The 19427-nt window shown below is 66.2% G+C and carries 21 protein-coding genes and 1 pseudogene; 10 read left to right on the forward strand and 12 right to left on the reverse strand.

What is annotated here, in order from left to right:
- Positions 1-14 precede the first annotated feature (14 nt).
- A complete protein-coding gene (locus ABZW16_RS25960) occupies positions 15-893 on the reverse strand; it encodes an SDR family NAD(P)-dependent oxidoreductase (protein WP_354958645.1) in 879 nt (292 codons plus the stop codon).
- Positions 894-1070: 177 nt separating this feature from the next.
- On the opposite strand from ABZW16_RS25960, the gene ABZW16_RS25965 reads away from it, so the two are divergent.
- A complete protein-coding gene (locus ABZW16_RS25965) occupies positions 1071-1838 on the forward strand; it encodes an SDR family NAD(P)-dependent oxidoreductase (RefSeq protein ID WP_354958646.1) in 768 nt (255 codons plus the stop codon).
- 57 nt (positions 1839-1895) lie between these two features.
- Here the strand turns inward: ABZW16_RS25965 and ABZW16_RS25970 are convergent, their stop codons facing one another.
- From ABZW16_RS25970 to ABZW16_RS25990, 5 genes are all read right to left on the reverse strand, one after another.
- Positions 1896-2024 (reverse strand): hypothetical protein, encoded by a 129-nt coding sequence (locus ABZW16_RS25970; RefSeq protein WP_354958647.1) that lies wholly within the window; start codon positions 2022-2024, stop codon positions 1896-1898.
- A gap of 67 nt (positions 2025-2091) precedes the next feature.
- Entirely contained in the window at positions 2092-2910 is an 819-nt protein-coding gene (locus tag ABZW16_RS25975; RefSeq protein WP_354958648.1) for a class I SAM-dependent methyltransferase, read from the reverse strand.
- A 92-nt stretch (positions 2911-3002) separates the two neighbouring features.
- On the reverse strand, positions 3003-3485 hold the full coding sequence (locus ABZW16_RS25980) for a GNAT family N-acetyltransferase (RefSeq protein WP_354958649.1): 483 nt from the start codon (positions 3483-3485) through the stop codon (positions 3003-3005).
- A 150-nt stretch (positions 3486-3635) separates the two neighbouring features.
- Positions 3636-4163, reverse strand: a complete 528-nt coding sequence (locus ABZW16_RS25985; RefSeq protein ID WP_354958651.1) for a peptidase — start codon at positions 4161-4163, stop codon at positions 3636-3638.
- Positions 4164-4536: 373 nt separating this feature from the next.
- Positions 4537-5160: a superoxide dismutase gene (locus ABZW16_RS25990; protein WP_354958666.1), complete on the reverse strand. Its 624-nt coding sequence runs from the start codon at positions 5158-5160 to the stop codon at positions 4537-4539.
- Positions 5161-5473: 313 nt separating this feature from the next.
- Between ABZW16_RS25990 and msrA the strand changes: the two genes are divergently transcribed.
- Entirely contained in the window at positions 5474-6130 is a 657-nt protein-coding gene (gene msrA, locus ABZW16_RS25995; RefSeq protein WP_354958667.1) for a peptide-methionine (S)-S-oxide reductase MsrA, read from the forward strand.
- A gap of 53 nt (positions 6131-6183) precedes the next feature.
- Here the strand turns inward: msrA and ABZW16_RS26000 are convergent, their stop codons facing one another.
- Entirely contained in the window at positions 6184-6795 is a 612-nt protein-coding gene (locus ABZW16_RS26000; protein WP_354958652.1) for a hypothetical protein, read from the reverse strand.
- A 573-nt stretch (positions 6796-7368) separates the two neighbouring features.
- On the opposite strand from ABZW16_RS26000, the gene ABZW16_RS26005 reads away from it, so the two are divergent.
- The 4 genes from ABZW16_RS26005 to ABZW16_RS26020 all read left to right on the forward strand — a co-directional run bounded on the left by ABZW16_RS26005 (position 7369) and on the right by ABZW16_RS26020 (position 10734).
- Complete coding sequence (locus ABZW16_RS26005; RefSeq protein WP_354958653.1) at positions 7369-7740, forward strand: rhodanese-like domain-containing protein; 372 nt, start codon at positions 7369-7371, stop codon at positions 7738-7740.
- A gap of 21 nt (positions 7741-7761) precedes the next feature.
- Positions 7762-8802, forward strand: coding sequence for a DUF4328 domain-containing protein (locus ABZW16_RS26010; protein ID WP_354958654.1), 1041 nt, complete (start codon positions 7762-7764; stop codon positions 8800-8802).
- Positions 8799-9566 (forward strand): glycerophosphodiester phosphodiesterase, encoded by a 768-nt coding sequence (locus tag ABZW16_RS26015; RefSeq protein WP_354958655.1) that lies wholly within the window; start codon positions 8799-8801, stop codon positions 9564-9566. Before ABZW16_RS26010 ends, ABZW16_RS26015 begins: the two co-directional genes overlap by 4 nt.
- A 244-nt stretch (positions 9567-9810) precedes the next feature.
- Positions 9811-10734 carry a DUF5926 family protein gene (locus tag ABZW16_RS26020; protein ID WP_354958656.1) on the forward strand — a complete coding sequence of 308 codons (924 nt, stop codon included), beginning with the start codon at positions 9811-9813 and terminating at the stop codon, positions 10732-10734.
- Between the two features lie 294 nt (positions 10735-11028).
- Here ABZW16_RS26020 and ABZW16_RS26025 read toward each other — a convergent pair whose 3' ends face one another.
- The 5 genes from ABZW16_RS26025 to ABZW16_RS26045 form a co-directional block, all read right to left on the reverse strand.
- The gene (locus ABZW16_RS26025; protein ID WP_354958657.1) at positions 11029-11577 is read right to left on the reverse strand and encodes a ferritin; all 549 of its coding nucleotides are present in this window, start codon (positions 11575-11577) and stop codon (positions 11029-11031) included.
- 71 nt (positions 11578-11648) lie between these two features.
- Complete coding sequence (locus ABZW16_RS26030) at positions 11649-12197, reverse strand: ferritin (protein WP_354958658.1); 549 nt, start codon at positions 12195-12197, stop codon at positions 11649-11651.
- Between the two features lie 10 nt (positions 12198-12207).
- Entirely contained in the window at positions 12208-13659 is a 1452-nt protein-coding gene (locus tag ABZW16_RS26035; protein ID WP_354958659.1) for an LCP family protein, read from the reverse strand.
- Between the two features lie 105 nt (positions 13660-13764).
- The gene (locus ABZW16_RS26040) at positions 13765-14553 is read right to left on the reverse strand and encodes a CPBP family intramembrane glutamic endopeptidase (protein ID WP_354958660.1); all 789 of its coding nucleotides are present in this window, start codon (positions 14551-14553) and stop codon (positions 13765-13767) included.
- 690 nt (positions 14554-15243) lie between these two features.
- On the reverse strand, positions 15244-16005 hold the full coding sequence (locus tag ABZW16_RS26045) for a DUF2470 domain-containing protein (RefSeq protein ID WP_354958661.1): 762 nt from the start codon (positions 16003-16005) through the stop codon (positions 15244-15246).
- A 963-nt stretch (positions 16006-16968) separates the two neighbouring features.
- Here ABZW16_RS26045 and ABZW16_RS26050 point away from each other — a divergent pair.
- The 4 genes and pseudogenes from ABZW16_RS26050 to ABZW16_RS26065 form a co-directional block, all read left to right on the forward strand.
- A complete protein-coding gene (locus ABZW16_RS26050; protein WP_354958662.1) occupies positions 16969-17409 on the forward strand; it encodes a hypothetical protein in 441 nt (146 codons plus the stop codon).
- Positions 17410-17419: 10 nt separating this feature from the next.
- Positions 17420-18334, forward strand: coding sequence for a prephenate dehydratase (pheA, locus tag ABZW16_RS26055; protein WP_354958663.1), 915 nt, complete (start codon positions 17420-17422; stop codon positions 18332-18334).
- Positions 18331-18993, forward strand: a complete 663-nt coding sequence (locus tag ABZW16_RS26060) for a histidine phosphatase family protein (protein ID WP_354958664.1) — start codon at positions 18331-18333, stop codon at positions 18991-18993. Before pheA ends, ABZW16_RS26060 begins: the two co-directional genes overlap by 4 nt.
- 196 nt (positions 18994-19189) lie before the next feature.
- A pseudogene (locus ABZW16_RS26065) lies at positions 19190-19427 on the forward strand (hypothetical protein); the annotation flags it as partial.

Raw genomic sequence — 19427 nt, forward strand, 5'->3', positions numbered from 1 at the left:
CGTACGGTGTCCGGCTATGCCGGTCGGTCCATTTTGCGGGGGCGGGCCGGTTGGTCGGTGGTGTACGGCGCATCTTCGGTACGCGCGATCTCCAATGCCCGCGCCACACCGCGGCGCAGCGAGATATCGATGACGCGCTGCGCGATCGGCCGGAACGGCAGCGCCACCGCCACCCACCACGGCGAAACGACCTGACGCTTGCGTCGCGCGATGGCGCGCTCGACCGCATCGATCGCGGGACCGAGCGGCGCCACCCCCGAGACCGTCGACCGGCCGAGGATGGACCGCGCGGCGGCGGTGCCGAAACCGCGCGAGGTCATATCGGTATCGAGTTCGGCGAAATAGGCGATCCCGACCTTGGCCCCGGTATGCCTGATCTCATGGCGCAACGTATTGCCGAGCGCCTCCACACCGGCCTTCGACGCGCTGTACGCCCCGACCAGCGGCAGATTCACTGCGGCCGCCAGCGACGAGACGACCAGTGCGTATCCGTTCGGATGGCAGATGTGCGGTCCCGCCGCGCGCAGCGTGTAGTAGACACCGAGCACATTGACCGCGAGCGTTTCCTCCATGACCTGCGGATCCCCGCCGAGCAGTGCCAATTGCTTCGCCACCCCGGCGTTGGCCACCACCACATCCAGTCCGCCGAGCTCGCTGACCAGCGTGTTCACCACCCGCTCGACCTGCAGGTGATCGGCGATATCGCAATACCGCCAGGGTGCGTCTCCGCATTCGTGCGCCACCTCGGCGAGCAGGTCGGCCTCCAGGCCGAGTAGGGCGACCTTGGCCCCTTTCGCGTGCAACTGGCGTGCCAATGCGGCACCGATACCGCGCGCCGCTCCAGTGATCAGAATCCGGCGCCCGGCCACGGACGCGGCGGAAAACAGCTTCATACCAGCGACGATACCAGCTGTGAACAGATATGTTCGCAAATAATTTTCTGTCTATTCGACCACGTTGTGCGCGGTGGGCTCCGGGTGTCAGGGAGTCGTGATCGGGCTCTCACATAGGACCCGTTAGGGTGCAAATTGACGAAGGGCCAACTGGCTGTCACGAACGAGAGGACCATCGTGGAGATTTCGGGTTCCGCCGCCATCATCACCGGAGGCGCATCCGGCCTCGGCGCCGCCACTGCCAAGCGTTTCGCCGATCTCGGCGCAACCGTCTTCGGACTCGACGTACCCCAATCCATCGAGCGGGCCGGGGACAATGTGCCCGACGGCGTCACCCTGATCCCGGCCGACGTCACCAGCAACGACGAGGTCTCCGCCGCGGTCGCGAAGGTCGTGGAATCCGGTGTGCCGCTGCGCATCGTGGTGAACTGCGCCGGTGTCGGCTGGGCCGGACGCATCCTGTCCAAGAACGGCCCGCACGATCTGGAGCTGTTCCGCACCGTCATCACCGTCAACCTGCTCGGCACCTTCAATGTCATGCGCCTGGCCGCCGATGCGATCGCCAAGACCGACACCGTCGATGAATACGGCCAGCGCGGCGTCATCATCAACACCGCCTCGGTCGCCGCGTTCGAGGGCCAGATCGGCCAGATCGCGTACTCGGCCTCCAAGGGCGGCGTCCACGGCATGACCGTCCCGGCCGCGCGCGACCTGGCGCAGTTCGGCATCCGCGTGAACACCATCGCCCCCGGCATCATCGACACCCCGATGCTCGCCGGTGTCACCGAGGAGTACCGCAAGGGCCTCGAGGCCGGTGTGCCCTTCCCGTCCCGCCTCGGCCGCCCCGACGAGTACGCCCAGCTGTCGCAGTACATCGTCGAGCACGACTACCTGAACGGCGAAACCATCCGCATGGATGGCGCCCTGCGCATGGCCCCCCGTTAACCGTCTGCGCCGCAAGGCAACCACGCCCCGCCATCCGTCTGGATGGCGGGGCGTTTGTCATGACCGAGTGAGCACCAGATCCGACAGCCCGGGAAACCGCGCGTCCAGATCACCCCGGCGCTGCGAGATCTCCGGCCGGCCGAGGCGACCGATGTCCAGGTGCGCGAGATCGCGAACTGCGGTCACCACCTTGCCGAAGAGCAGCCCGAGGCAGTTGTCGCCGCGCTCACCGATTCCTCGGCTGAGCAGGGGGTTACCGGTTCGGTTTGTGGCCGATGCCGAGGAATGCCGTAGTGGACAGGGGCATATTCGGGCGGTAGTTCTCGGCGAGGTAGGTACGCATGATCTCGGCTCGTTCGGCCCACACCTGCTCGCCGACGGTGCGCCGCATCAGCACCAGCGGCGCGCTGCTGCGCATCATGGTTTCCCACATCTCGTCGGAACTGGCGAAAACGAGTGCGCTGGTATGCCGTTGGATGCTCACCCCGGCGAAGCCCGCGGTCTGCATCTCGGTGGCGAAGACCTCCGGATTCTCCAGGTTGAGGAAGTTGGGCCGGGGCTCCTGGATGGACGGGTCGGCGGCGGCGAACGCCCCGAACATCAGTCGCATGAGTGGCGATTCGGCCACCGGCGCCCAGCTCGACACCACGGCGATGGCGCCAGGGCGCAGCACTCGGAACAATTCGGCGAAACCCTTGGCCCGATCCGGAAAGAACATCAGCCCGAACATCGAGAAGCCCGCGTCGAATTGATCATCGTCGAAGGGCAGCGCCTGTCCATCGCCGACGCTCACCTCAATATTGGTCAGCCCCGCCGCCCGCGCGTCCTCGGCGAGTCGCTGGAGCATCGGCTCCGAGAAGTCGATGGCAGTCACCCGAGCCACCCGTTCGGCGGCAGGCAGGCTCAGTGTGCCCGGCCCCGCGGCGACGTCCACCACATGCGAATCCGCCGACAGACCCGCGAGTTCGAGTGCGTGCGCGGAGAAGGGCGCCATGATCGACGGGCCGAATTCAGCGTATCCGTCGGCAACGAGATCCCAGGGTTCAGCGGCGGCAAGCGGGTTTCCAGACATCTGCTGACAATCCTTTCGACGGTCCAAGGCTAAACCGTGCCGCACCCTGCGGACCCACCAACACGGGCGAATCTCGCTGCGCGCGAAGCAGATCAGATCTTGCGTTCGAAGGTGATCAGGTGGTGGCCCGGTCCGTTGTAGTCGCGCACCGGGCCGGTGACCGTGAATCCGAGGTGTCGATGAAAGCCGATCGACGCGTCGTTGCCGGGCGAGGTGATCGCCTTCACGATGTGCCGGTCGTTCGCCCGGGCGATCGCGAAGAACCGCTCGTACAGTTCGCGTGCCAGGCCGCTCTTGCGCGACTGCGGATCAACGCCGACGAAATGGATGTAGGCCTCATCGGATTCGGACGGCGAGAGGAAGCCGATCAGAAATCCGGCCAGCCAATCGGTCGGTTCCCGCATCCGTGTCACCGGAACCTCGGCGACCAGGCTGGTTCGATGGAAATGATCGAGGAACAACCTCGGCAGGTGGGATAGCACCGAGCGCCCCCACCAGTCATCGATGACGGTTGCGATGGCGTCATAGTCATCGGCACGGGCGGCCCGGATCACCGGCCCGTTCACTTTCTGCACACTATTCATTGTGCGCAATTGCTCGCATTGCGAGGTGTTGGCCTTATCACGCTCCGCCCGTCGCGATTCCAGCGCATTTCGATGCGCGCATGCGCCACCGCCGCTTCGGCGATCGCCTCGGTGACGAAATGCCCGATGGCACGGTGCCGCCTATGCGGCGAGCAGCATGGCCAGCACCGCGGTGTCGGGATCGCTGATCGGGTCCAAGCCGACCCGGCTGACCAGGGAGGTGACGGTGCCGTCGGATTCCGCCTCGGCCCAGGCGGCGCGATGCTCGAGTCCCAGGTGCGGGACGCCGGGCAGCAGCACACAGCCCGATGCCGCGCCCACGCATTCCGGCAGTGACGGCCTGGTCTCCGAGGGCGGATGCAACATCAGCAGGGCCGCTGGCACATGGTCGGCGAAACGACCGGGTGCCAGCGCCTGCTCACCGAGCACCGGTCCCTCGGCGAGGACCAGGCCGACGGTGCCGGGCGCCGGATCATCCGGCAGCTCCTCGCGCACGCCGAAGACGGTCGAGGTGGTCAGCAATCCGGGAAACGATGCCACCCGCACGGCGAGCACCAGCACCTGCGCCCATTCCTTGGTGGTATCGGGCCAGCGGCCGGATATGACGAACCCCCGCAGCGATCCGCGGGCATGGAACGGCGTGATGCCGATGGGTCCATTCGTATGCATGATGCCTCCCGTCATGGAACCGGGGGCGGCGTTGCCCGTCCTCGAACTGTGGATTCCCGAGAATGCGCCAATACTCACCTGGCACACAAGTACCAAAGAGTGCTAGTGCTTCTGGCAGCCGCGTGTTCGCGGCCCCTGGTGGCTCACGTCCGAACGACCGCTGCTCGCGACTGCGTCGTATCGCACCGGCCGCTCGGACGCGAGCCGAGCCGCGAGCGGCGCGTGCTCGATTCGCTTCGCTCGAAACCCGATGGGCTGGATCACGAGGCATCGAACGTCTCAGCGTTGAGCCGAGGCCGAGCCACAAAACACAATCGGGCCCGCGAACCGGTCGCCTCGGATGGCGGGTTCGCGGGCCCGAAGGTGAGCTGACTCAGCCGAAGATGAGGCCCTTGGCCTGGCCGATGGCGCGGGCGAAGCGCTCCTGCACGTCTTCCCAGTTGACGACGTTCCAGAACGCGGTGACGTAGTCCGCCTTGACGTTCTTGTACTGCAGGTAGAAGGCGTGCTCCCACATGTCGACCTGCAGCAGCGGGATGATGCCGAGCGGCACGTTGGCCTGCTGGTCGTAGAGCTGGAAGGTCAGCAGCTTCTGGCCGAGGGTGTCGTAGCCGAGCACCGCCCAGCCGGAGCCCTGCAGGCCGTTGGCCGCGGCGGTGAACTGCGCGCGGAACTTGTCGAACGAACCGAACTGGTCGTCGATCGCGGCGGCCAGCTCGCCGGTCGGCTTGTCGCCGCCGTTGGGGGAGAGGTTCTTCCACCAGATCGAGTGGTTGACGTGTCCGCCCAGGTGGAAGGCCAGGTTCTTCTCGTTCAGGAAGATGGCGGCGTGGTCGCCCGCCTCGCGCGCGGCCTCGAGCTTCTCCAGGGCCGCGTTGACGCCCGCGACGTAGGCAGCGTGGTGCTTGGAATGATGAATCTCGTTGATCTGCCCGGAGATGTGGGGCTCCAGGGCGCTGTAGTCGTAATCCAGATCTGGCAACGTGTACTCAGCCACGATGTCCCTTCCTAATGTCGGGCCGGGTGCGCCCTCGTCGTCGAGCACATCCAACCATCATTCGTACACCCGATGGGTTCCAACCTCACCCTGTGCCCCCTCATTCCGGTTGCCTTCGCAACGACCGGTTTTCGTGAGCACATGGGTAATTCGTCGGAATGGGCTAACTCTGCCATCTACCCCACCGGTGGTCCGGTAGAGACCTGATGGGGTACCAAACTCATCGGCCAAGAGATTCGGGGAGGCGGACTAGCATCGAACCATGTCGTGGTACGACGAACTGGTCGGACGCTTCCGTCTACCCGAGCCGGTCATGGTTACGCCGGCGCAGGCCTTGCCCGGCCGCCCCGACCCAATCTCGGTGCCGGATATCCATTATGTGAACGGTCACCCGATCCATCCGCCATTTCCGGAAGACCTGCAGGTCGCGGTGCTGGCGATGGGCTGCTTCTGGGGTGCGGAGCAAGAATTCTGGCGACTCGACGGCGTGTACACGACCGCGGTCGGCTATGTCGGCGGGTACACGCCGAATCCGACCTATGAAGAGGTGTGCAGCGGGCGAACCGGCCACACCGAATCGGTGCTTATCGTCTTCGATCCGGTGGTCATCGACTGCGGCGCCGTGCTGCAGCAATTCTGGGAGAACCATGACCCGACCCAGGGCATGCGGCAGGGCAATGACCGCGGTACCCAATACCGCTCGGCGATCTTCACCGTCGATCCGGCGCAGGCACAGCTCGCGCACCGCACCGCGCAGGTCTACGGCGAGCGACTCGCGGCAGTCGGCTACGGCGAAATCACCACCGAGATCACGGATCTGCCCGGACTGGGTGCGACCGATCCGCGGCACGCGCTGCCCGGGTTCTATTACGCCGAGAGCTACCACCAGCAGTACCTCGCCAAGAATCCGGGTGGCTATTGCCCGGTGCATGCCACCGGTGTCACCTGTCCGGTCGGTTCGGGGGCCTGAAATAGGACCGCACACCCGGTGACCGGGTGTGCGGTAGGCGATTTCGACGATGTTTACAGCTGCGGCACGATTCCGGGCCGCATGGTCCGCGGATCGCCGGCGTCATGCGCCTGCCACCAGCGCGCCCCTCCCGCGATGAACTGCGCCACCGGGATCTCGGTGCCGTTCGCGTCGTGAATCGTCATGCCGTCGAACCAGACTCGTACGTCGAGTTCGCGCGGATCGATGCCCTCCTCCTGGGAGAACTCCAGCACATGCGCGGAGGCGTGCGAGTCGATCTTGGTGTCGAAGCTGAGCAGTTCACTCCAGTGCACCCAGCTGCTGTCGTCCAGATCGATGAATTCCCAGCCGTGCAGCCGTCCGCCGCCGAAGCTGCGGATGGCCTTGTCCAGGCCGTCCAGTTGCAGCGGCAGCACGGTGGGGGCCAGATCGTCCCAATGCTGAGTGCGCAGCGAGGCCGCGACCCGACTGACCCCGGTGAACGTCAGCTTCACGCGATAGTCCTGCGGTGCGAGTCCTTCAACCGGAAGCATAAGAACCTCCAGATCCAGACTCAGCTGTGCGTTTTCGGTATCGACCTGCAGCCCTAGGCATGCGGCCTCGGAGAGTGCGGTGTCGAGTTCGGTCGTATCCATTCCTTCGAGAAGCCCCCTGCTCGCATCCATGCACCCAGGCTACCGATACCACCTGCGGGAACCCGGTATTTCAGTTTTTCGTCGGCGTTCTCGTTTTCACGGAACCGATCGGCGATCAGCGGCGTCCAAGTAGATATCGGGACTGCACAGCCTCAGTTCCCGAAGCCGCGGCGAATGACCGCTCCGGGATGGCAAGGAGGGGAGTCTCGGATCGGTCGTTCGTACCGCCAGCGCGCGTCTTCGGATCGCTTGGAAGAGCGTCGAGGGATTACCAGCAACCTGGAGTTAGGGCGTCATCGATCCGCTGATAGTCGCATCAGCCCTCGTAGATCCGATTCTCCCAACATTTTCTTGATAGCCAACGCCTGTGAGTCGTGTGCTATTCGATAGCTGAGACCTGTGGATCAAGTTGTGGATTATGTGGATAACTTCGGCCGAGGATATGCACAAGCGGCCCCGGAGCGGGGCGTCGAACCGGATCCGGAAGCACAGAACATACCTGAGGTAACGTGCCGATGTCGAGGCCGTGAAGTGCCCCGTCCATCCCCCGCGCAGCGGGCCCGGAACTCCCCCGCGGTGCGCCACCCATGGCAGGATCGAAGCGTGACGAGCCCCGAAGTGTCGTCGGTGCCGGTGGAAGCCGTGCCGGGCGAATTCGATCAGACCGAGCAGGTCGCCGCGGACATGCCGCGGGCGATCCTGCTCGATGTGCGCGAAGACGACGAATGGGACCTCGGGCACGCGCCGGGAGCGATCCATATCCCGATGGTCGATGTGCCCGCGCGAGTCGACGAGCTGGATTACGACGCCCAGCTCTATGTGATCTGCCGACAGGGTGGCCGGTCCTTCGAGGTGGTCAAGTACTTGACATACATCGGATATGAGGCGATCAACGTCAGCGGTGGCATGGTGGCTTGGCAGCGGGCGGGCCGTCCGCTGGTCGCCGACGGCGATCACCAGGCAAAGATTTACTGAGGCGAGAGAGTAAGGGGCGCCATGAGTACGGTGGTACAACCTTGTGCGCGCTGTGGCGCGCGCTGGGCCGTGCAGACGACCCCGATGCACTGGTGCCCGCGCTGCCGTGGCGTGCTGTTGTCACCGGCGCCCATCGATGCACCCGCCGAGCGGCGTAACTACCGCTGGGTGGCACGCCGCCCCGATCAGCGCATCCGCAGGCCGAGCTCGGGCCGGCCGCGGCCGTCCCTGGAAACTCCGCGGTATCAGCAGATTCCGCGCTGGGGTCTGGTGGATCCGCCGGTCCAATCCGCCGCCGAGGTCCAGCGGCCATTGGACCGGTTGACGAACCGGGCCGGTGCGCTGCTCATCGCAACCGCGGGGGTATTCGCGGTCGCCGCCTGCGCCGAACTCGGGCGCTACCTGATTCTGCTGCGCAACCGCACCCGGTTGATCCCGTCGCTGCTGCTGCACTTCTCCGATGTGATGGTGTGGCTGTCCGCATTGGTCGGCCTGGTGCTCGGATTGGTCTGCGCGCTCGCGATGCTCGGCTGGTTGATCGAGGCGCGTCGAACCGCCTTCGCCGAGGCCGGACGGCGTGACCCGCGATCGGTCCGGATGCTCGCGCTCGGCTGTCTGATTCCGGTGGTGAATCTGTTGTGGCCCGGCGTTTTCCTCACCGAACTGGTCACCGTGCGCGCCGATCCCCGGGCGCTGCGGGCCGTGCGCATCTGGTGGCTCGGATGGCTGCTCGGCGCGGTGTGTACGGTGGCGGCGCTGCTGTGGCGGACCGCGGATTCCCTGCAAGCCAAGGCGGATGGTGTGCTGTTCACCGCGTTCACCGATCTCGCCGCCGCGGGGGTCGTGGTGCTCACCCTCTGGGTGCAGCGGTCGATCACCGGTCGTGATCTGTTCGGCCGCACCAGGATCGCGCGCCGGTGGGTGATGGCGGTCGACCCGGTGGTGCCGGTGATCGAACCCGTGCAGCCGGGTGGCGCCGTGAAAGAGCAAGCCGCCGAGCCGGTGGATATGCCCGAGACAACTACACCGCACCGTGAGCATGAGGAGGTTTTGGCCAAGTGAGCCAGGGCAGTCGCGCACCGTTCGTCGTCGCGCACCGGGGAGCCTCGGCGGCGCGCCCGGAACATACGCTCGCCGCCTACGAGCTGGCGCTACAGGAGGGCGCCGATGGCGTGGAGTGTGATGTCCGGTTGACCAGGGACGGGCACCTGGTCTGCGTGCACGACCGCACCGTCGACCGGACCTCATCGGGCACCGGACTGGTCAGCGAGTTGACCCTCGATGAGCTCAAGGGCCTCGATTTCGGCGCGGCGGGCGAACCGGCTTCGGTGCTCACTCTCAGCGAATTGATCGAGCTGGTCCTGGATTGGCGCAGCAGGCCGACCAAGCTGTTCATCGAGACCAAGCATCCGGTGCGCTACGGCGCGCTGGTGGAGAACAAGCTGCTCGCCGAACTCCAGCGCTTCGGCATCGCCACCCCCGCCTCCGCCGATCACTCCCGCGCGGTGGTCATGTCCTTCGCGGCGACCGCGGTCTGGCGGATCCGCCGTTCCGCGCCGCTGCTGCCCACGGTGCTGCTCGGCGAATCATCGCGCTACCTGGGCGGCGGCGCCGCGACCACGGTCGGTGCCACCGCCGTCGGCCCCTCGGTGAAAACCCTGCGCGAGCATCCGGACCTGGTCGACAAGGCCGCCGCGGCGGGGCGCGCCACCTACTGCTGGACCGTCGACGACCCCGACGATGTGCGCCTGTGCGCCGATCTCGGCGTCAGCTGGGTCGCCACCAACCACCCGGCCCGCACCAAGGCGCTGCTGGCCGCCGCCTGAGTCGAATTGCTTCGGCCGCATAGCTTTTCGTCGCAGCGCAGCCACTCGCGGAGCGATTCTTACCAGCGACCGTTCGCGGCCGGGCGAAAGCAAGGTCATCGATCCGGTCGCGCGAAGTGATGGCTATTGAAGGCAGCCGAGTAGTCGAAGCATCGGGTGCCGCGAAGACGCAGCGCGTAGCGCAGCAAATGACTCAGAGCGGCGCGCGGCACATATCGATCCGCACCATGTAGTTTGACCTGCCGTGGGTAAAAGCAAGCGCAATAGTCCGAAGCCCGGAGGGAACCGGGCCCAGCGTCTCGCCGAGCGGCGGGCCGCCCTGGAACAGCAGGCGGCGCAGGCCGTCACGCGTCCGTTCCAGGGGCTGGCCGCGGAATGCGATCTCGTGGCGCTGCGCGAGTTCGTGCCGTCGGCGACGGCGACGCTGAAGCTATCGGCCGATATCGCGGCGGAGCGTTCCGTCGTACTCGCCACGGTGCTGCCGGGCGCGGTCGCCGGATTGGTGCGGGCGGGCGAGCCGCCGACCGGGTATGTCGCGGCGCAGGTGCAGTTCCAGGGTGCGGATCCGGCCGCCGACCTCGCGGCCGCCATCCTCTGGACGCAGTCCGCCGAACCGGGCGAATCGCTGACCGCGGCCGAAAGTGTTGCGGGCGGACCGCGATTGGCCGATGTGATCGACCCGGACGCGGCATTGGAGCTGACCGTGCACCAGGACTTCGACTGGTGGGTGCCCGAGGGCGTACAGCCCGATCCGCAGGTCGCCGCGACCATCGAACAGGCCAAGGAGGCGATCATGCCCTCGGCGCGACTGGATCTCGGTCCGGATGCCATCGGTGCCGCCTGGTGGGTCGACGCGGGTGAGAAGGCGCATGTGCGCTGGGTTCGTCCGGAGCATGAGGACGATCTGATGCTGGCGCTGGCCCGGCTGCACGCCGCGGGTGGATTGCAGCTGGGCGAGGGTTCGCGTTTCGCGGGTTCGTTCCGCACGCACGGCCTGCTGGTGCCGGTTTTCGATCTGGACCCGGAGTTGCATGCCAGCGAGTGGACCAAACCTGCGATCGAGTTCGGTGACCGACTGGTGGCGGCGCTGGCCGACACCGCTCCACTCTCGGCGGACGAGCGTCGGTCCCGCGACGGACTGCGGTCTCGTCAGGTCACCCTTCGGTGATTCGAAAAAAATCACAGAGAATTTTGTGAAACACCCCCCTTTCTAATCGCACTCGGTTAGGTTCACTGCATCACCGAAAGCTGGTGGTGGTGAGGGACACTCTCACCGAATGATGAGGAAAGTAGGGAACATCATGGACGCCATTCTCACGCTGCTCAAGACGCTGCTCAGCACCATGAGTGCCAAGTAAGTCGTATTGCTGATAGCGGGGTTGCGTGCCCCGCGTTCTAATAACAGCGACAGGGTCGGCTCGTCGCGACGAGCCGACCCTGTTTCGCTCTCGGAAATCGCGGACTAGATGCTGCCGCCCGCCGCGGACGGGGCCCCGGAAGTATCGCTCGGACCGCTCATTTCGCGGGCGATGAAATCCTCCAGGTCGAACAGGTTCGATCCGGCGCGATCGGCGATGGTGAGCAGGGTTGTCATATTGGCGACCTCCTCCACCTGCTCCTTCAGGAACCACTGCATGAACTGTTCACCCAGGTAATCGCCCTCTTCGCGGGCCGTGCTCGCCAATTGGATGATCTGATCGGTGACGTTCTTTTCCTGTGCGAGGGCCAGCGCGATCGGTTCGCGAGCGTTCTCGAAATGGGATTTCGCGGGGTCGATACCGGAAAGTTCGACGCTGATATCCCGATCGAGGAAGTACTGCACGATCATCATTGCGTGATTGCGCTCTTCGACCGCCTGCGCATAGAAACGTTTGGCCAGCTGTGGCAGATCCGCATTGTCGAACCACACCGCGATCGCGATGTATTGATGTTCGGCATTGAATTCATGGCGGATCTGGTCGTGGAGCAGGCCGTGGAATTTGCTGCGGGGGGACTCCGGATGGCTGGACATAGTTGCGACATTAGCGCTGGTCAGGCCGCGTGTCATCCAAGTGCAGCCTTATTGAGGCAAGTATTGCCTAATTAATTTCGGCGCGCGCCCGCCATTTTGGGTGCGGTCATGTCGGCGCGCTGTGTGGTGCGCAGCTCGCGCGAGATGAAGTCCTCGACATCGAACAGATCACCTGCCGCACGGTCGATCACCGTCAGCAACGTGGTCATCCCGGCGACATCCTCCACCTGTTCCCTGAGGAACCACTGGATGAACTGCTCGCCGAGATAGTCGCCTGCGGCACGGGCGGTCCGAGCCAGTTCGGAGATCTGCGCGTTGCGGGCGCGTTCGGATTCCAACAGGAAGACGACGGCCCCACGCGGCGATTCGAAGGTGGGTTGCACGTCATCCAGGCCGCCCACCTGTACCTCCAGATCGCGATCCAGGAGGTACTGCACCATGCGTAGGGCGTGCGAGCGGTGCTCGTCGGACTTGCTGTAGCTGTGTTTTGCCAACTGCGGCAGGCGATTCGAATCGAAGTAGACGGCCGCGGCCAGATACTGCTGCGCGGCGGTCAAGCCACGACGGATCTGGTCGCGCAGCAGGGCGGGGAAGGGCTCGTCTGCGTCGGTGTCCGGCATGGACCCGACGCTACCTCGTCAGCAGATCTTCCGGAATCGGTTGGTCCCTGGCGATGTCGTCGAAGAATTGGCCCGCCTTCTGCTTATCCCACAGCAGCACATTGCCACTGTCGGTATCGGTGAACCCGCCGATCGGAACGGTGGTCGCCACCGTATCGCCGCGCATTGCCCAGCCGAGCTGGCCGAGGTTCCAGATGTGATCGCCCTTATCGACCTTCAGCGATTTCGCGGTATCGCTGGCCAGCGGCCACAGTGTGAAGGGATTGGCCAGTGTGCCAGCGCTGGTCGCCTTCTTCAGCAGGGCGGCCATGAACAGGCGCTGGTGGTTCATCCGGTCGATATCGGCGAGGGCGGTCGCGCGGCTGCGCACGAAACCCAGCGCCTGCGGCCCATCCAGCGTCTGGCATCCCGCCTGCAGATCGACGCCGGCGAGCGGATCGTCGATGGGCTTCGGCACGCAGATATCGATGCCGCCGAGCGTATCGACGATGCCAGCGAATCCGCCGAAGCCGATCTGCGCGTAGTGATCGATGTGCACTCCGGTGGCGGTCTCGACGGTCTGCACCAGCAGCGGCGCGCCGCCGAAGGCAAAGGCGGCATTGAGCTTGTCCTTGCCGTGGCCCGGAATGCTCACGTAGGAATCGCGCGGCAGGCTGACCAGGGTGGTCGCGCCCGATTTCGGGATGTGCACCAGCATGATCGTGTCGGTGCGCTCGGGCCCGACCTCACCGCCGGTGGCGAGCGCCTGTTCCTGTTCGGGGGTCAGCCCCGCCCGGCCGTCGGAGCCGACGAGCAGCCAGTTGGTGCCGGGGGTATCGCCGACGCGGTCGGCGTAATTCGCGAGTGCGTCGATCCGATTGAGCGAACCATCGAGTTTGACGATCGCGCCGACCACCGCGAGTACCAGCACCACCAACAGCACGAGGAACCAGCGGAACAGGTGCAGTTTGCGGCGGCGGCGCGGCGGTCGCGGTTCGCGCTCCCGGCGCGACGGTGGCAACGAGGGCGGGGGCGGCGGTGGGGCCTCGCGGCGCGGGCGCAGCTGCTGCGGATCCTTGTACGGCTGCGGCTGCTGCGGCGGTGCGTAGCCGGGCACACCGCGGGGCTGGGGATCGCGGTACGGCTGTGGCTGCTGGGTCGGCGCATGCGTCGGCCCGGGCCTGCGGGTCGGCGGTGGCATCCGTGCCGCGGCGGGCTCCGGTGGCACCTGGGAGTACGCGAGTGGCTGGGGGTGGTTCGAGCCGTCGCGTCGGATCACGTTGGTGCGTTCGACGCGCCCGGGGTCGTGTCCCGGCGGGTGCGGCTCGCGACGACCCGGGGGCTGGCTGTGCGGATCGCGGCCCGGAGCCGGGTGGTGCGGTTCGCGTCGCTGCGGTGGCTTGGACGGCGCACCCGGGTTTCCGAAGGGTTGCGGCGCCCGCCGCGTCCGCTCGTAGCGCTGGGGGTCGTCGCCGTTCATCATTCAGACTTTACTTATCGTGGGCCGTCGGGGGGCTTGACGAGCGGCCGCTGGTTCGTTCGCTCGGATGAGCGCTCTTCGATAATTCGCCGCCCGGACCCGCGTATGTTACGGCAACCAGGAAACGTGACCGCGCAGCAATGTATAGCCGATATAGGCGACCGCATCAATGGTGGCGTGGGCCAAAACCAGCGGCCACAGCCGGTTCGTGCGCTGCCAGAACCGACCGAAGATCAAGCCCATCACCAGGTTCCCGAGCCCACCGCCCAAGCCCTGATACAGGTGATAACTGCCCCGCAGCAGCGCCGAGGCCAGCAGCGATCGGTTCTCCGACCAACCCAGCCTGTGCAGCTGGGTAATGAGATAGGCCACCACCACGATCTCCTCCGCCGCCGCATTCGCACACGCCGCCACAATGAGCGCGGGCAACCGCCACCAGTGGTCACCGAGCGAGCTCGGCACGATCGTCACGCTGAACCCCAGCGCATGTGCGGTCAGATACAACCCGAGCCCCGGCAACCCGATGACGGCCGCCAGCCCCAGCCCCGGCACCACATCGGAACGCCAGTGAATCCGGGCCAACCCGATCATTCGCGGCCCGATTCCGCTGCGCCACAACAGATACAGCCCCAGGGCGGCCCATCCGCCCAAACGCAATGCGCTGAGCAACTGGAACAGCAGATCGATGGTCGACTGCGCCGCTCGCGTGGGATTCAGCGCAACGGTCCGCCCGCCGACGCCACCCGGCGACAACGCACTGTCGAGCAGCGACAGCGCCGCATTGAGCCCACTCAGCCCAAAGGTCACGACCAGAACGACCAGGATCTCGAGCCGTATCCCCAGCCGCTCCCGATCGCTCACGGGCTCGTCCCGATCGGGACCGGTCTCTGCACGCATGCGTCCGAATCTATTGCCCATACCTCCTGCGCGGGTGATCCACGTGTCGCGTAGCGGTCGGCGCGCTGCTGGGCGTGCCCACCGGTCGGCCGAGGTGCCCACCTGTGCTGGTTCGGCCGGAGTGCTGGTTTTGCTTGTCGAAGGCGATTGCTGGTTGTGCCGGACGACGGCGACGAAGGGGCGAGTCACACGAGTGAGTGCGGGGGAGGCACCCCCGATCGCGCTGCTGTTGTTCGCATCTTGGCAGCGATTTCGACCGCGCGGGTGCGGCGGCGTGGGCTGGTCGGATGTGGCGCATGTCATGAGGAAGGCGTGGGAGCGGACGGCTCGCGTTGGGGTGAATGCGCGGGAGGGCATCCGATCGCGCTGCTGTTGTTTGCATCTTGGCAGTGATTTCGACCGCGCGGGTGCGGCAGACGGGTCAGAGGTGGCGCAGGCCGTCGAGCAAGGCGAGTGCGCGAGGGTGGGGGTGGTGCGGCTCGGGGAGGTGGTGCACGGCTGGCAGCTGATGCCTTTGCATATGGAGGCCCATCGACGTGCTGTGGCTGGGGTGCGCTGGTACAGGTCAGGGTGTGCGCAGGCCGTTAGGAAGGGCAGCGCGCGAGGGTGTGGACGGCGGCGTGATTGCGCTGCTGATCGCTTGCTCGTGGGTGCCCGTCGACATGACTTGGCCGGTGCGCGCCGTTCGGATCAGATGCGGCGCAGGCCGTTGAGGAAGGGGCAGCCTGCGAGGGTGCGGACGGCGCGGCTCGGGGATTCGATGTCATCGGCGGGGGTGTTGAAAGAGAGGCGGAAGTCATGGTCGCCGTCGTGGCCTTCGACGCGCAGGGTCAGGCCGTAGCGGTCGATGGCCAGTGGGCGCACGGTGCCGCGCTGCAGGCGGGGCGGCAGGTGGCGGGCGAGTTGGGCGACGATATCGGCGTGGTCGGCGTCCATATGCTGCAGCCAGGCCGATTCCAGGGCGCAGAACGGATCCGGTTGGGCCAGCCGGAGTTCGTCGACGCAGACGGATTCGGCGCCGGTGGAGTCGGCCACCACCGCGGAATTGATCACCACACGCAGCAGGGTCGAGGTGTACCCGACATCGAGCAGGTCGGGATGCGGATGATCCTTGGCCACCTCGGTGGCCAGCGCCCGCTGCGCCTGCGTCGGCACCGCCCGCACCCAGCCGCGCAGCCACACCAGCGCCCGAACCGGTTCCCGCAGCGGCAGCGGTGCGTGATCAGTGAGCTCGAGCACCGCGGGGGCGCCGCTCTCTCCTGAATTCCCGGCCAGCACCGCGGCCATGGATGCGGTCGGCACCGCGATCACAGCATCACCGCACTGCCGCACATGATGCACCGAGATCGGCGTCGGATCGATGCCCGGCATCGCCAGCACCGCCTGCTCCGCATGGGCACACGCACTCCGAACCCGCTCGGCGGTAGACGGTGCGACGGTCGGGTTCGACATGCAGACCTCCAAGCATCTCAATTAGGTTAGCCTAAGTTAAGTCACCTCCGAATTTTCCGCAACCGGTCCCGTCACCTGGATCCTGAGGATTCCCCGCACCTTTCGGCCGCGCCGGTGCTGGCTACGTTCGCCAACGCCTGGGCCTGGTCGCCGCGCGAGACTGGTACCGGGCTGCCCGTGGGATCTCGATCCGTTTCAGCAATGCCGACTGTCGGCCAACTGCCTGCCTCCCGCCGACTGCGGCGCCAGTGCCGGTTGAACAATCGCCACCGGTGCCGACTCCTCCGCGTGGATGCGTACCGTCGACGGATCGCATGTTCTGCTGACTGCGGTGCGACTGCCGGATGCAATGAGGTGCTGGTCCACACTTGCCACGGCCCCGGAGCATCCGGAGACCACCATCGTGCCAAGGGTTCGGCGACCGGCGTGGTGCGGATTCTCGGGGTGATCGGTGGATGTGGTGGTCGGGTGGACCTGGTGGTTGGGTGGATCCGGGGTGGTCGGGCAGATCCGGAGTTGTTGGGCGACCCGGAGTTGTCGGGTGACCCGGGGTGGTTGGGTGGATCCGGGGTGGTCGGGTGGACCTGGGTGGTTGGGTGGATCCGGGGTGGTCGGGCAGATCCGGAGTTGTTGGGCAACCGGAGTTGTCGGGCGACCCGGGGTGGTTGGGTGGATCCGGGGTGGTCGGGCAGATCCGGAGTTGTTGGGCAACCGGAGTTGTCGGGCGACCCGGAGTTGTCGGGTGGATCCGGGGTGGTCGGGCAGATCCGGAGTTGTTGGGCGACCCGGGGTTGTTGGGTGACCCGGGGTTGTTGGGCGATCCGGGGTTGTTGGGCGATCCGGGGTTGTTGGGCGATCCGGGGTTGTTGGGCGATCCGGGGTGGTCGGGTGGGGTGGTCGGGTGGGGTGGTCGGGCGGACCCACGTCACCAGCGCGGTGATCGGCCGCGGCTACGGTGGGGGTATGGCGGATGGAGTGCAGGCGGCGCACGGAGTGGCGGGGGAGCCGGTGCTGCTTTCGTTGTCGGCGCCGACGCCCGCGCGGCGCAGTCTGGGCGAAGGGTTGGTGCGGGGGATCGGGGCCGGGGAGACCGGCGTTCGAATTCTCGATGCGGATGTGCCCGATGCCGCAGTGGCTGATTTTCTGGCCGAGATCGCACACTCTGATGGTGGCTTCATCGCGCGAACCGACGAGGGGCAGCGCGCCCTGGCTATCGTCGCGGGAACGGTTGCCGCGCTGTGCGGTGAGGATATCCGGGCGGCGCTGGCTCAGCCGGATATCGCCTTTCTGACCTCGTTGAAGCCGCCCGCGGTCGAGGCAGCGCGCAATGTATTGCTGGCGATCGAAACCGCTGCGCCCGACGATCTGGCTCGAACTCTGAGCATCCTCAGCACACGCAAGTAATCTCGTAACCGTGCCGCGTATCGCGTACTTCGGGCCGTCCGGAACCTTCACCGAGATGGCCCTCGCCAAACTCGAGTCCTCGCAAGCCTTCGACGGACCGGTCGAGCGGATTGCCGCGCCCAGTCAAGGTGCGGCGCTCGACCTGATCCGGTCCGGCGATGTCGAGGGTGCTGTCGTGCCGATCGAGAGTTCGGTCGAGGGTTCCATCTCGGCGACGTTGGATTCGCTCGCCATCGGCCCGCGGCTGCAGATCATCGCCGAAACCGAACTCGAGGTGAGTTTCACGATCGTGGCCAGGCCCGGGACGACGCTCGCTGATGTCCGCACCCTGGCCGCCTATCCGGTGGCCGCGGCGCAGGTGCGGCAGTGGGTGGCGGGCACGCTGCCGAACGTCGAGCTGTACACCTCGGCATCGAATGCGGCTGCGGCCGAGGATGTCGCGGCCGGTCGTGCCGACGCCGCGGTCTCCACCGCACTTGCCGGTGAGCGTCGCGGTCTGACGGCATTGGTGTCCGGCGTCGCCGACCACGAGCAGGCGATCACCCGTTTCGTGTTGGTCACCAGCCCCAGGGTGGCACCGCCTGCGACCGGCACGGACCGCACGTCGATTGTGCTCGAACTACCCAACGAGCCGGGCTCACTGATGCGCGCGTTCGCCGAATTCGCCACCCGAGGCATCGACCTGACCAGAATCGAATCCCGGCCCACCCGAACGGGTTTGGGCGTCTACCGCTTCTATCTTGACTGTGTCGGGCACATCGATGACACCGCCGTCGCCGAGGCGCTCAAGGCACTGCACCGCACGGCGCGGATCCGTTTCCTGGGCTCCTGGCCAGCGACCTCGGCGACCGGAACCCCACCGCCCTCCGACGAGCCCGCCGCGGAGTGGCTCACCCAGCTGCGCAAGGGGGTGACCGACCTATGACAGGCAAGCTGATTCTCGTCCGCCATGGCGAGACCGAAGGCAATGTCGCGAAAATCCTGGACACCCGGGTGCCCGGCCTGCCGCTGACCGAACGTGGTGCGGCCCAAGCGAAGACGTTCGGTTCGAGCCTCTCGAGACCGCCCAAGGCGCTGTTCTGCTCGGCGGCACTGCGCGCCAGACAGACCGCCGGGTATATCGAGGCGGCAACCGGTGTACCCGTCGAGGTCCTCGACAATGTCCACGAAGTGCAGGTCGGCGAACTGGAAGGCCAGCACACCGAGCAAGCGCACAGACAATTCCAACGGATCTACCGCGCCTGGCACGAGGGCGATCTGGCCGAACGAGTCCCCGGCGGCGAGTCCGGATACGACGTCCTCGCCCGCTTCCTCCCCATCATCGAAGACCTCCGCACCAAATACCTCACCGACGGCAGTGACGGCGACATCATGCTGGTCAACCACGGTGCCGCCATGCGCCTGGTCTCCCGCACCCTCAGCGGCGTAGCTCCCCCCTTCACCACCAACAACCACCTCGACAACACCGAAACCATCCAACTGCTCCCCCGCGCCATCGGCGGCTGGGAATGCACCCGCTGGGGCCGCTTCACCCCACCCTTCGGCTACGAAGTCGCCCCCACCGCCGACGACCCCATGGGCTGAATCCTCTCGACACGCTGACCGAGTTGCGGCCCCCCTTGATCCACCGGCCCGAAACAGCACCCCCCAGATCAGGTTCCACACCAAACAGCGCGGATCCCATCGAAACCGCAGGCAACCAACCCAAATTCACCACCACCCACCTTCTCGACACCCCGGAGCCCCCGCCGTCCCCTGGACGGATGATCACCATGCGCTCATGCAGGTAAACGTCGAGAGCAGCCTGCATCAGCGCATTCTCGACGAATGCGTGATCGCACTGGGGTGTGTGTTGGGTTGTTCGGGAGTGGCGTCGAGAGCAGTTCGCAGCTGCGGGGCGACGGGCGTGCTCGACGGCATCTCGCTCGCCCACCTTGCCAGTGTGCTGCCCGACGGCGACCCATACACCGTCCCCGTTTGGATCGGCACGCACGGCGAGTACGTCGCGATCATCACCG

Origin of the sequence: Nocardia sp. NPDC004604 (assembly GCF_040609795.1) — a bacterium.
Taxonomy (GTDB): Bacteria; Actinomycetota; Actinomycetes; order Mycobacteriales; family Mycobacteriaceae; genus Nocardia.